Genomic DNA, 12,984 nt, shown 5'->3' with positions numbered 1-12,984 from the left:
TCAGGCTAGCGTGCCGCCACCCAACACTATTGTTGAATACCGCACGGAATTAGGCCGCGCATATTAACAGAGCTTGCAAATGACGCAAGGGAACGTTAATGCCGGTCGTCTGCTAAGATCGCGCCCTTGGTCATACTCCGTAACAGGAAATCCCACGCGTGCCCGACGCCATTCTGCGCCTCGCCCTGCCCTCGCCCCTGCGTCGTCTGTTCGATTACCGCGCTCCTGCCGGAGTCGCTCCTGGCGCTCTGCAGCCTGGCATGCGCCTGAGGGTCCCGTTTGGCCGCCGGGAAATGATCGGGATTCTCGTGGAAGTCACTGATCACAGTGAAGTACCCGCTGACAAATTAAAACCCGCGATCGCCCTCCTGGACCAGGAAGCCCCGCTGCCGCCCTCGCTCTTCAAGCTCTGCCTCTGGACGGCTCAGTACTACCAGCACAGCCTCGGCGACACGTTGAGCTGGGCGCTGCCCGTGCTGCTGCGTCAGGGCGAACCGGCCGAGGCGCGTCAGGAACGCTTCTGGCAGGCCGCAGAAGGTGCCAGCGTGGATGACCCGCGCATCGCCCGAGCGCCCAAACAGAAAGAAGCGCTCAGGACGCTGGCGCAACATCCTCACGGTGTTGCTCATCAATTGTTGAGCAAGCTGATGCTGAACCGGGACAGCCTGAACCTGCTGCTGGCCAAGGAGTTGGTGACGGTTGAAGTGCGCGGCCACGCCCCTGTGGCGCGACACGAGCACTGGCTGGCGCAGCCGGAACTGGCACTGAACACGGAACAGCGCGCGGCCTACGAGGCAATACGTTCGGGCTTTGGCAGCTTTCACGCCTCGCTGCTGGCCGGCGTGACCGGCAGCGGCAAGACCGAGGTCTACCTGCAACTGATCCGCGAGACGCTGGAAGCCGGAAAGCAGGCGTTGGTATTGATCCCCGAGATCAATCTCGGCCCGCAGACACTCGCCCGTTTCGAGCAGCGCTTCAACGCGCGCATCGCCCTGCTGCATTCGGCCGTGAACGACCGCGACCGTCTGGATGCCTGGCTGGCGGCGCGTGATGGCGAGGCCGACATCATTATCGGAACCCGCTCTGCGTTGTTCACGCCGATGAAAAACCCCGGCCTGATCATCATCGACGAAGAACACGACGGCTCTTATAAACAGCAAGAAGGCCTGCGGTATCACGCCCGCGACCTGGCGCTGGTGCGCGCGCGGCAGGAAGACATCCCGATTGTGCTGGGCTCCGCCACGCCTTCGCTGGAAAGCCTGCACAACGCCTACACCGGCAGGTACGCCCTCCTGCACCTGAACCAGCGTGCCGGTGGCGCCCAACAGCCCCGCTTCCTGCGGCTGGACGTGAAGAGCCGTCCGCTGGACAGCGCAATCTCCGGCCCGATGCAGCAAGCTATCGGCCAGACACTCGCGGCAGGCCAACAGGTGCTGGTCTTCCTCAACCGCCGAGGGTTTGCGCCAACATTGCTGTGCCATGACTGTGGCTGGCTGTCGGAATGCAACCGTTGCGACGCGCGCATGACCGTTCATCAGCGCTCCGGCGAGCTGCGCTGCCACCATTGCGGCCATGTCGAGCGCGTGCCTCGCAATTGCCCCGCCTGCGGCAAAGTCGATCTGCGGCCGGTGGGCGCGGGCACCGAGCGCGCCGAAGAGCGGCTGGCGATTCTGTTCCCCGACTATCCCGTGCTGCGCGTCGACCGCGACAGCACGTCACGCAAAGACGCGATGAATCAGCTGTTCGCGACGATTCAAAAGGGCCAGCCGTGCATTCTGGTCGGCACGCAGATGCTTGCCAAAGGGCATCATTTCCCGCGCGTGACGCTGGTGTCGATTCTGGATGCCGACGGCGGTTTGTTCTCCGGTGACTTCCGGGCCAGCGAACGGATGGCGCAACTGATCGTGCAGGTGGCGGGCCGGGCCGGGCGCGCGGAAGAACCGGGCAAGGTGATCATTCAGACGCACCTGGCCGAGCATCCTCTGCTGATTCAGCTCACCGAGCAGGGTTATTTCGCCTTTGCCGAACAAGCCTTGAGTGAACGCCGTGCTGCCGGATTGCCGCCATTTTCGCACTTGGCGTTGTTGCGCGCCGAAGCGCACAAGCCGGGTCAGGCTGAGGGATTTCTCGACGAAGCCTGCACGGAAGCGGAGCACCTGTTGAAGGAAATGGCACTGGGTGGAATTGAACTGTTGGGCCCGGTTCCGGCTCCCATGGAACGCCGTGCCGGTCGATACCGCGCGCAATTGCTGGTCCAGGCCAGCGCCCGCGCGCCATTGCACAAGCTGTTGGCGACCTGGCTGCTGGCCCTTGAAAACATGCCGAGCGGGCGACAGGTTCGGTGGTCGCTGGATGTCGATCCGGTGGATCTTTATTGATCACGGTTCCTGTAGGAGCGCGGCTTGTCCCGCGATCTGGCGCGCAGCGGCAGCAAACCCTGTGAATGCAGTCCGTCAGAATAAGCCGAGGTGCGCAGGTTGACGACTGCTACGCAGCCGATCGCGGGACAAGCCACGCTCCTACACGTGATTACGGTCGCGACCAAAATCACAACCGTGCATCCATCGCGGTTGGCAAGGTGGCTCCGGCAACGGATAATGCCCAGTTTTTCCACCCGCGCATCGAGCGCTGCCGCGCTTGCGGTCGAAAGAGAGCACCATGAAAGACACCATTCGCCAGCTGATTCAACAAGCTCTGAGCCAACTCGTCACCGAAGGCGTCTTGCCGGAAGGGCTGACGCCGGCGATTCAGGTGGAAAACGCCAAGGACAAGAAAAACGGCGATTTCGCCAGCAATATCGCCATGATGCTGGCCAAGCCCGCAGGCATGAAGCCTCGCGATCTGGCTGAGAAAATCGTTGCTGCGCTGCCTGCCGACGAGCAGATCAGCAAGGTCGATATCGCAGGTCCGGGCTTCCTCAATTTCTTCCAGAACACCCAGGCCCTGGCCTCGCGCCTCGATGCCGCGCTGGCCGACGCCACACTGTCGGTGCGCAAGAACGGTCCTGCGCAGCGCGTCGTGGTTGATCTGTCGGCGCCGAACCTGGCCAAAGAGATGCACGTCGGCCACCTGCGTTCGACCATCATTGGCGACGGCGTGGCCAGTGTTCTCGAGTTCCTCGGTGACACCGTCATTCGTCAGAACCACGTCGGCGACTGGGGTACTCAGTTCGGCATGCTGCTGGCCTACCTGCAAGAAACCCCGGCCACCAGCGACGAGCTGTCGGACCTGGAAAACTTCTACCGCGCCGCCAAAGGCCGTTTCGACGAATCCGAAGACTTCGCCGAGCGCGCGCGTGGCCTGGTGGTCAAGCTGCAAGCGGGCGATCCTGAATGCCTGAAGCTGTGGACCCGCTTCAAGGACATCTCGCTGTCGCACTGTCAGGAAGTGTACGAACGCCTGAACGTCAAACTGACGCCGAAGGACGTGATGGGCGAAAGCGCCTACAACGACGACCTGGCCAATGTCGTCGCCGACCTGAAGAAAGCCGGGCTGCTGGTCGAGAGCAATGGCGCTCAGTGCGTATTCCTTGAAGAATTCAAAACCGCTGAAGGCACACCGCTGCCCGTGATCGTGCAGAAAGCCGGCGGCGGGTATCTGTATGCGACCACTGACTTGGCGGCCGTGCGCTACCGCAGCAACGTCCTGAAAGCCGACCGCGCGCTGTACTTCGTCGATCAGCGTCAGGCCTTGCACTTCCAGCAAGTGTTCGAAGTCGCGCGTCGCGCAGGCTTCGTGACCAACGGCATGCAGATGGAGCACATGGGCTTTGGCACCATGAACGGCGCCGATGGCCGTCCGTTCAAGACCCGCGATGGCGGCACCGTCAAACTGGTCGACCTGCTGGACGAAGCCGAAGAACGCGCCTACGTGCTGGTGAAAGAGAAAAACCCGGAAGTCGCCGAAGACGAACTGCGCACCATCGCCAAGGCCGTGGGCATCAGCGCCGTCAAATACGCCGACTTGTCGAAACACCGCGCCAGCGATTACAGCTTCAACTTCGATCAGATGTTGAGCTTCGAGGGCAACACCGCGCCTTACCTGCTGTACGCCTACACCCGCGTGGTCGGCGTGTTCCGCAAGCTGGAAGAGAAAGGCGAGGCGTACGACGAAAGCAACGGCCAGATCATCCTCGACGCACCTCAGGAGCAGGACCTGGCGGCGCGTCTGGCCCAGTTCGGCGAAACCGTAAACAACGTCGCCGACAAAGGTACGCCGCACGTGCTGTGCGCTTACCTGTACGACCTGGCCGGTCTGTTCTCCAGCTTCTACGAGAACTGCCCGATCCTGAACGCGGAAAACCCCGAGCAACAGCAAAGCCGTCTGCGCCTCGCGCACCTGACCGGCCGCACCCTCAAGCAAGGCCTGCAATTGCTGGGTCTGGAAACTCTGGAGCGTATGTAAGTTGGCAGTCAAAAAGAAACCTGCTCCCAAGCGCGGCGCCAGCCGGTACGAGGCACCCGCGAAGAAGCCGATTCCGGGATGGCTGTGGCTGGCGATCGGCCTTTCCGTTGGTGCCTTCATCGTTTTCCTGATGAAACTGGAGCCCGGCAGCGGCGACGACATCAAGCGCAACAAGGCTGAGGCCAAGGCCGCGAAGATTGCCGAGGCGAACAAAACGCCGCCGAGCCCGACCGCACCGGTCAAGCCGAAGTACGATTTCTATACCTTGCTGCCTGAGTCGGAAGTCATTGTCCCGAACGAAGCGGTGCCTGAAAAAACACCGCCTCCTGTGGTCGCGCCAACGACACCGGTTACGCCTGAACAGGCGGCGAAGATCGACACGGCGCGCGCTCAGGCGGCGCTCAGTGGCCTGACGCCCCCACCGGCGCCACCGGTCACCAAACCAGCGCCCGTGACGACGTTCTTCCTGCAGGCGGGTTCGTTCCGCAAGCAGGCCGACGCCGACAAGGTACGTGCGCAGATCATTCTGCTGGGCCAGGCCGCGACGGTTGAGTCGGGCACGGTCAAGGATGAAACCTGGTACCGCGTGCTGGTGGGACCGTTCAGCAACCGCGAGCAACTGACCACGGCGCAGAAGCAGTTGGCCGGTGGTGGGTTCAGTAACCTTTTGTTGCAACAGCGTCAGAGCCGTTAAGAACCTGCGCATTCCGATGTAGGAGCGCGCTTGCCCGCTAATGCGGTGTGTCATAAACGAATACGCCGTCTGACACGACGCCTTCGCGGGCAAGCGCGCTCCTACAGGGAGATGCGGCATCCTGCGCTTATCAACAGCTGCCATTCATCCCCCAACCCCTCCAGCAGTTGAAATACCCGCCCCCACCCCCATATGAGTTTCCATCAGGGCATTTTCGCCCCGCAGCGTGGAGACTCTCCCCTTGACCACCATCGTTTCAGTGCGCCGCCAAGGCAAAGTCGTTATGGCGGGTGACGGCCAGGTTTCCCTCGGCAACACCGTCATGAAAGGCAACGCCAAAAAAGTCCGCCGTCTTTATCACGGTCAGGTCATCGCCGGTTTCGCAGGCGCCACTGCCGACGCCTTCACCCTGTTCGAACGCTTCGAAGCGCAGCTGGAAAAACACCAGGGCCACCTTGTCCGCGCGGCCGTCGAGCTGGCGAAAGACTGGCGGACCGACCGTTCCCTCAGCCGCCTGGAAGCCATGTTGGCCGTTGCCAACAAAGATGCCTCGCTGATCATCACCGGTAACGGTGACGTCGTAGAACCCGAGGACGGCCTGATCGCCATGGGTTCCGGCGGTGCGTTCGCCCAGGCCGCCGCGCGCGCCCTGCTGCTGAAAACCGAACTGTCGGCGCGTGAAATCGCCGAGACGGCCCTGCACATCGCGGGCGACATCTGCGTATTCACCAACCACCACATCACCATTGAGGAGCAGGACCTCGCTGAATGAGTCCTGCCGCAGGCCGCAATTCATCGCGGCCCGCTGAACTCATCCACGACCGAGGACCGTTGAAAACCATGTCCATGACTCCCCGTGAAATCGTCCACGAACTCAATCGCCATATCATCGGCCAGGACGATGCCAAACGCGCCGTCGCCATCGCGCTGCGCAACCGCTGGCGCCGGATGCAGCTGCCAGAAGAGCTGCGCGTTGAAGTCACCCCGAAAAACATTCTGATGATCGGCCCGACCGGTGTCGGTAAAACCGAAATCGCCCGTCGCCTGGCGAAGCTCGCCAACGCGCCGTTCATCAAGGTCGAAGCGACCAAGTTCACCGAAGTCGGTTATGTGGGCCGTGATGTCGAGTCGATCATTCGTGATCTGGCCGACGCCGCCATGAAACTGCTGCGCGAACAGGAAATGACCAAGGTGCGTCATCGCGCCGAAGACGCTGCCGAAGACCGCATTCTCGACGCCCTGCTGCCGCCGGCACGCGTAGGTTTCAACGAGGACGCGTCCTCGAGCACCGACTCCAACACGCGCCAGCTGTTCCGCAAGCGCCTGCGAGAAGGCCAGCTGGACGACAAGGAAATCGAAATCGAAGTCGCCGAAATGGGCGGCGTCGACATATCCGCGCCGCCCGGTATGGAAGAGATGACCAACCAGCTGCAAAGCCTGTTCGCCAACATGGGCAAGGGCAAAAAGAAGAGCCGCAAGCTGAAGGTCAAGGACGCGCTGAAGATGGTCCGCGACGAAGAAGCGAGCCGTCTGGTCAATGACGAAGAGCTCAAGGGCAAGGCGCTGGAAGCGGTCGAACAGCACGGCATCGTGTTCATCGACGAGATCGACAAGGTGGCCAAGCGTGGCAACGTCGGCGGCGCCGACGTGTCTCGCGAAGGTGTACAGCGTGACCTGCTGCCCCTGATCGAAGGCTGCACCGTCAACACCAAGCTGGGCATGGTCAAGACTGACCACATCCTTTTCATCGCTTCCGGCGCGTTCCACTTGAGCAAGCCGAGCGATCTGGTGCCTGAACTGCAAGGTCGTCTGCCGATCCGCGTAGAGCTCAAGGCACTGAGCCCGCAGGATTTCGAACGCATTCTGAGCGAGCCACACGCGTCCCTGACCGAGCAATACCGCGAGCTGCTGAAAACCGAAGGCCTGAACATCGAGTTCATGCCCGAAGGCATCAAGCGTCTGGCGGAAATCGCCTGGCAGGTCAACGAAAAGACCGAGAATATCGGTGCCCGTCGTCTGCACACCCTGCTGGAGCGACTGCTGGAAGAAGTCTCTTTCAGCGCGGGCGACCTGGCGACTTCGCAAGACACCGGAACGATCCAGATCGACGCCGAATACGTCAACAGCCATCTGGGCGAGCTGGCAGAAGACGAAGACTTGTCGCGTTACATTCTCTAACCGCACGCCACCACGAGGTCTGTCCAGCCGCTACTATTCGGGCTGGACGCAGATCTCCTGTAGGAGCCGGCTTGCTGGCGAATGCTGCAGATGAGTCTGCCTACGATATCGGCTGTGGTGTGGCGTGCGCCAGCAAGCCGGCTCCTACAACTCCTGCGCAAGGCGCGAATGTCTATGACCCGCATCCCCACCGCAATCCAGCTTCACAAAGCCTCGAAGATCCTCAGCCTGAAATACGGCCCGGATGAGGAATACCACCTCGCTGCCGAATTTTTGCGGGTGCATTCGCCTTCCGCCGAGGTTCAGGGCCATGGCAATCCGATTCTTCAATTCGGCAAGCTGGGTGTCGGCCTCAGCAAGATAGAACCGGCCGGTCAGTACGCACTAAAACTGACCTTCGACGACGGTCATGACAGCGGACTGTTCACGTGGGAGTACCTTGAGCAACTGGCGCAACGTCAGGCGCAGCTGTGGGACGACTATTTGGCCGAGCTCAAAGCTGCAGGCAAATCCCGCGACCCTTCCGAGCAAGTCATTCGACTGATGCTTTAAGCCAGCGCTCTAGCCCGGGTGCTGGACGACCGACTGGCGTTTTAGGACGCACTTTCTAATTCCATTTGCTTCAATGTCCCGCGCAGCGGTCAATGACTGACCCTGCTTGCGATTTTTTGAAATCTCGCGTAACCAATGATTCTGGCAAGCCATCTGCATCGGAGTCGTTGCAGAAGCCTGTCGGTGATGTTCGTAGCCGTCGCTTGCAGCACCCCCAAAAAATCGGTGCCTGGCGTAAGCGTTCACACCTGTTGTGTTAATCATCGGTCACCCGAGAGCAGTGCTGGCGTTTGCCCGTGACGTGTTTTCACAGGGACGTCAGTGCTCGTCTCAGGACAATGGAGCGTCGTAGATGAGTAACAAGAGTAATGATGATCTGCCGCGTCAAGCCTCTGAACACACCTTGGGGCTGAACCCTGTGGTAGGCCTGAGGCGCAAGGATTTGCTCACCACGGCACGCATGGTATTGACTCAGGCCATCAGGCAACCGTTCCACAGCGCCAAGCACGTGGCCCACTTCGGACTCGAACTCAAAAACGTCCTGCTCGGCAAATCCACGCTCACGCCTGACAGCGACGACCGTCGCTTTGTCGACCCGGCCTGGAGCCAGAACCCGCTCTACCGTCGCTACCTGCAGACCTACCTCGCCTGGCGCAAGGAACTGCACGACTGGATCGACGACAGCAGCCTGTCCGCTCAAGACATCAGCCGGGGCCACTTCGTGATTACCCTGATGACCGAAGCGATGTCGCCCACCAATGGCGCGGCCAACCCGGCCGCGGTCAAACGCTTTTTCGAAACCGGCGGCAAAAGCATTCTCGACGGCTTGTCACATTTGGCCAAAGACCTGGTGAACAACGGCGGCATGCCGAGCCAGGTCAACATGGACGCATTCGAAGTCGGCAAGAACCTGGGGACCACCGATGGCGTGGTGGTGTTTCGCAACGACGTGCTGGAGCTGATCCAGTACAAGCCGATCACCGAGCAGGTGTTTGAGCGACCGCTGTTGGTGGTGCCACCGCAGATCAACAAATTCTACGTGTTCGACCTGAGCCCGGACAAAAGCCTGGCCCGCTTCTGCCTGCGCAACAACGTGCAGACGTTCATCATCAGTTGGCGCAACCCGACCAAGGCCCAACGTGAATGGGGCCTGTCGACCTACATCGACGCCGTGAAAGAAGCCGTGGACGTGGTCTGCAAGATCACCGGCAGCAAAGACGTGAACATGCTGGGCGCGTGTTCCGGCGGCATCACCTGCACCGCATTGCTGGGCCATTACGCAGCCCTCGGCGAGCAGAAGGTCAACGCGCTGACCCTGCTGGTGAGCGTGCTCGACACCACCCTGGACACGCAGGTCGCTCTGTTCGTTGACGAACAGACGCTGGAATCGGCCAAGCGCCATTCGTATCAGGCAGGCGTGCTGGAGGGCAAAGACATGGCGAAGGTGTTCGCCTGGATGCGCCCCAACGACTTGATCTGGAACTATTGGGTGAACAATTATCTGCTGGGCAACGAGCCGCCCGTGTTCGACATCCTGTTCTGGAACAACGACACCACCCGTCTGCCCGCCGCGTTTCATGGTGACTTGATCGAGATGTTCAAGAACAATCCGCTGGTTCGCCCCAACGCGCTGGAAGTCTGCGGCACGCCGATCGATTTGAAGCAGGTCAAAAGTGACGTCTTCTGTCTGGCCGGCACCAATGATCACATCACACCGTGGGTGTCGTGCTACAAGTCGGCCAGGTTGTTTGGCGGCAAGACCGAGTTCGTGCTGTCCAACAGCGGGCATATCCAGAGCATCCTGAACCCGCCGGGCAACCCGAAGGCGCGGTTCATGACCAACCCTGAGATGCCGGACGATGCCAACCGCTGGCAGGAAGACGCGACCAAGCACACGGATTCCTGGTGGCTGCACTGGCAGGCCTGGCAGGCCGAGCGCTCCGGCAAACTGAAAAAATCCCCCGCTACACTGGGTAACAAGGCGTATCCGGCGGGCGAGGCGTCGCCGGGAACGTATGTTCACGAGCGATAGATTTCAAAGCGGCGATGCGCTTTTGATTCTGCCCGCAGGGCGTAGGAGCGCGCTCGCCCGCGATTACGGTGTGTCAGGCACAGTTGTGGTGTCAGACCTTAAGCCATCGCGGGCAAGCGCGCTCCTACAGGGGCATGCGTTGTAGATGGAACGGCAAGCATCGAACACACAGGAGCCGCCCAGGCGGTTTCAGGACCGGAAAACGCGCAGGACAGCATTACCGGCGTTTAACCCACAGGGCTTCGCGCATGCCGCAACCGTTTGTATTTCGCACCATCGATCTGGATGGCCACAACATCCGCACCGCGGTGCGCCCCGGCAAGAGTCATCTCACGCCGCTACTGATTTTCAACGGCATCGGCGCCAACCTGGAGCTGGTGTTTCCCTTCGTCGACGCACTGGACCCGGACCTTGAGGTCATCGCCTTCGATGTGCCGGGTGTCGGCGGCTCATCGACGCCCAGTCGCCCTTACCGCTTTCCCGGCCTGGCCAGACTGGCGGCGCGTATGCTGGACTATCTGGACTATGGTCAGGTCAATGCGATTGGCGTGTCATGGGGCGGTGCGCTGGCTCAGCAGTTCGCGCACGACTACCCCGAGCGCTGTAAAAAGCTCGTGCTTGCCGCCACCGCAGCAGGCGCCGTGATGGTGCCGGGCAAGCCGAAGGTGCTGTGGTTGATGGCCAGCCCGCGGCGCTACATCCAGCCGTCTCACGTGATTCGCATCGCACCGGAAATCTACGGAGGCGCGTTCCGTCGCGATCCACACCTGGCCGCGAACCACGCGGCCAAGGTCCGCTCGTCCGGAAAGCTGGGTTATTACTGGCAGCTCTTCGCCGGCATGGGCTGGACCAGCATTCACTGGTTGCACAAGATCCGGCAGCCCACGCTGGTGCTCGCCGGTGACGATGACCCATTGATTCCGCTGATCAACATGCGACTGCTGGCCTGGCGGATACCCAATGCCCAGCTACACATAATCGATGATGGTCATTTGTTTTTGATCACTCGGGCCGAGGCCGTGGCGCCCATCATCATGAAGTTCCTCCAGCAAGAACGGCAACGTGCCGTCATGCATCCTCAACCCGCACCTATCGTGCGATAACCCCAAAGGATTTGTCGGGACTGGCTGGCGTTCGTGCTTTAAAAAAAGAAATCGCTTCATTGACTGCACTGTCAGCGGGATTGCCAAGGTGCAGGGTGGCGCGGGCAACGGATCACTTCGTCGCCTGCGCAGGTGTATGTGCTGATGGTCTGACGAAGGAGTGTTGATCCATGCGAGATAAACCGGCGAAGAGTCCTTATACAACGCCTGCGACCTACATCAACGCGCAGAGTGCGATCACCGGCCTGCGGGGCAGGGACCTGTTTTCGACCTTGCGCAACGTGGCGCTGCAAGGCCTCAAGCACCCGGTCTACACAGCGCGTCATGCGCTGGCGCTCGGTGGGCAGCTGGGGCGTGTGATGCTAGGCGACACGCCGCATCAGCCGCACCCTAACGACACACGCTTCAGCGATCCGACATGGACCCACAATCCACTCTACCGCCGTGGGCTGCAGGCCTATTTGAGCTGGCAGCACCAGGTGCGTCACTGGATCGACGACAGTGAACTGTCCGACGATGATCGCTCCCGGGCGCAGTTCATCTTTGCCCTGCTCAACGACGCCCTCGCGCCGACCAACAGCCTGCTCAATCCCCTGGCGGTAAAAGAGCTGTTCAACTCAGGCGGCACCAGCGTGGTGAAAGGCCTGAGCCACATGCTCGACGACTTCATGCACAACAATGGCCTGCCCAGCCAGACCACCAAGGATGCGTTCGAGATTGGCCGCACGCTGGCGGTAACGCCCGGTGCCGTGGTGTTTCGCAACGAGCTGCTGGAGTTGATCCAGTACAAGCCCATGAGCGAAAAGCAGTACGCGCGCCCGCTGCTGATCGTGCCGCCGCAAATCAACAAGTACTACATTTTCGACTTGAGCCCGACCAACAGCTTCGTCCAGTACGCGCTGAAAAACGGGTTGCAGACCTTCATCATCAGTTGGCGCAACCCGGATGTGCGACACCGTGAATGGGGGCTGTCCAGTTACGTTGAAGCCGCCGAAGAAGCGATGAACGTGTGCCGCGCCATCACCGGTGCGCGCGAGGTCAACCTGATGGGTGCCTGCGCGGGCGGTCTGACCATCGCTGCGTTGCAGGGGCATTTGCAGGCCAAACGGCAGATGCGTCGGGTGTCGAGCGCGACGTATCTGGTGAGTTTGCTGGACAGCCAGATCGAGAGCCCGGCGACGCTGTTCATTGATGAGCAGACGCTGGAAGCGGCCAAGCGTCGCTCCTATCAGCGCGGGGTACTGGACGGGCGTGACATGGCCAAGGTATTCGCCTGGATGCGTCCCAACGATCTGATCTGGTCTTACTGGGTCAACAATTACTTGCTGGGCAAGGCGCCGCCGCCGTTCGACATTCTCTACTGGAACAACGACAGCACGCGTCTGCCCGCCGCGTTGCACGGCGACCTGCTGGACTTCTTCAAGCACAACCCGCTGACACACCCTGGCGGCCTTGAGGTCTGCGGCACGCCCATCGACCTGCAGAAGGTCACCGTGGACAGCTTCAGCGTGGCGGGCATCAACGATCACATCACGCCCTGGGACGTGGTCTATCGCTCGACGTTGCTGCTGGGTGGCGATCGCCGTTTTCTGCTCTCCAACAGCGGGCACGTCCAAAGCATTCTCAATCCACCGGGTCACCCGAAGGCCAATTTTGTCGAGAACGGCAAACTGAGCAGCGACCCACGCGCCTGGTATTACGACGCCCAACGCACCGATGGCAGTTGGTGGCCAAGCTGGCTGAGCTGGGTTCAGGAGCGGTCCGGGGCGCAGCGTGAAACCCTGACGGCGCTGGGTAACCAGAATTACCCGCCGATGGAAGCTGCGCCGGGTACGTATGTGCGTGTCCGTTGAATATTTGCAAAACCTGTAGGAGCGCGGCTTGTCCCGCGATCGGGTGCGCAGCACCCGCAAACTCAGACGCTGCGCAACGCCGGAACATGGCGGTCGCCGGATTTGCTGCCGGTGCCCGGCAGATCGTCCGGATGCGGCCCAGAGACAAGCCACGCTCCTACAGTTCGC

General features: G+C 61.1%; 9 protein-coding genes. All 9 read left to right on the top strand.

Going from position 1 to position 12,984, the window contains the following annotated elements; genetic code table 11:
- The first annotated feature begins 158 nt into the window (after positions 1 to 158).
- The 9 genes from BLS87_RS07200 to phaC (BLS87_RS07160) all read left to right on the top strand — a co-directional run bounded on the left by BLS87_RS07200 (position 159) and on the right by phaC (BLS87_RS07160) (position 12,816).
- Positions 159 to 2,378, top strand: a complete 2,220-nt coding sequence (locus tag BLS87_RS07200; protein ID WP_074751544.1) for a primosomal protein N' — start codon at positions 159 to 161, stop codon at positions 2,376 to 2,378.
- A gap of 280 nt (positions 2,379 to 2,658) precedes the next feature.
- Positions 2,659 to 4,404 carry an arginine--tRNA ligase gene (gene argS / locus BLS87_RS07195; protein ID WP_074751542.1) on the top strand — a complete coding sequence of 582 codons (1,746 nt, stop codon included), beginning with the start codon at positions 2,659 to 2,661 and terminating at the stop codon, positions 4,402 to 4,404.
- A 1-nt stretch (position 4,405) separates the two neighbouring features.
- Positions 4,406 to 5,098, top strand: coding sequence for an SPOR domain-containing protein (locus BLS87_RS07190; protein WP_074751541.1), 693 nt, complete (start codon positions 4,406 to 4,408; stop codon positions 5,096 to 5,098).
- 241 nt (positions 5,099 to 5,339) lie between these two features.
- Positions 5,340 to 5,870 (top strand): ATP-dependent protease subunit HslV, encoded by a 531-nt coding sequence (gene hslV / locus BLS87_RS07185; RefSeq protein WP_074751539.1) that lies wholly within the window; start codon positions 5,340 to 5,342, stop codon positions 5,868 to 5,870.
- Between the two features lie 68 nt (positions 5,871 to 5,938).
- Entirely contained in the window at positions 5,939 to 7,276 is a 1,338-nt protein-coding gene (hslU, locus tag BLS87_RS07180) for an ATP-dependent protease ATPase subunit HslU (protein ID WP_074752161.1), read from the top strand.
- Between the two features lie 174 nt (positions 7,277 to 7,450).
- Positions 7,451 to 7,828 carry a gamma-butyrobetaine hydroxylase family protein gene (locus BLS87_RS07175; protein WP_074751537.1) on the top strand — a complete coding sequence of 126 codons (378 nt, stop codon included), beginning with the start codon at positions 7,451 to 7,453 and terminating at the stop codon, positions 7,826 to 7,828.
- 352 nt (positions 7,829 to 8,180) lie between these two features.
- The gene (gene phaC / locus BLS87_RS07170) at positions 8,181 to 9,860 is read left to right on the top strand and encodes a class II poly(R)-hydroxyalkanoic acid synthase (RefSeq protein ID WP_074751535.1); all 1,680 of its coding nucleotides are present in this window, start codon (positions 8,181 to 8,183) and stop codon (positions 9,858 to 9,860) included.
- A 248-nt stretch (positions 9,861 to 10,108) separates the two neighbouring features.
- Positions 10,109 to 10,963: a poly(3-hydroxyalkanoate) depolymerase gene (gene phaZ / locus BLS87_RS07165; RefSeq protein ID WP_062379246.1), complete on the top strand. Its 855-nt coding sequence runs from the start codon at positions 10,109 to 10,111 to the stop codon at positions 10,961 to 10,963.
- 170 nt (positions 10,964 to 11,133) lie between these two features.
- Positions 11,134 to 12,816 carry a class II poly(R)-hydroxyalkanoic acid synthase gene (gene phaC / locus BLS87_RS07160; protein ID WP_074751533.1) on the top strand — a complete coding sequence of 561 codons (1,683 nt, stop codon included), beginning with the start codon at positions 11,134 to 11,136 and terminating at the stop codon, positions 12,814 to 12,816.
- The last annotated feature ends 168 nt before the right edge of the window (positions 12,817 to 12,984 follow it).

The organism is Pseudomonas abietaniphila, from assembly GCF_900100795.1.
GTDB classification, from domain to species: domain Bacteria; phylum Pseudomonadota; class Gammaproteobacteria; order Pseudomonadales; family Pseudomonadaceae; genus Aquipseudomonas; species Aquipseudomonas abietaniphila.
The sequence above is the reverse complement of the archived record's forward strand: the minus strand, read 5'-3'. Positions and strand labels throughout refer to the sequence as shown.

Bases quoted from the DNA above. Each gene is read 5' to 3' on its own strand.
- phaZ (WP_062379246.1), top strand. From the start codon at position 10,109: ATGCCGCAACCGTTTGTATTTCGCACCATCGATCTGGATGGCCACAAC.
- phaC (WP_074751533.1), top strand. From the start codon at position 11,134: ATGCGAGATAAACCGGCGAAGAGTCCTTATACAACGCCTGCGACCTAC.
- argS (WP_074751542.1), top strand. From the start codon at position 2,659: ATGAAAGACACCATTCGCCAGCTGATTCAACAAGCTCTGAGCCAACTC.
- phaC (WP_074751535.1), top strand. From the start codon at position 8,181: ATGAGTAACAAGAGTAATGATGATCTGCCGCGTCAAGCCTCTGAACAC.
- hslU (WP_074752161.1), top strand. From the start codon at position 5,939: ATGTCCATGACTCCCCGTGAAATCGTCCACGAACTCAATCGCCATATC.
- BLS87_RS07175 (WP_074751537.1), top strand. From the start codon at position 7,451: ATGACCCGCATCCCCACCGCAATCCAGCTTCACAAAGCCTCGAAGATC.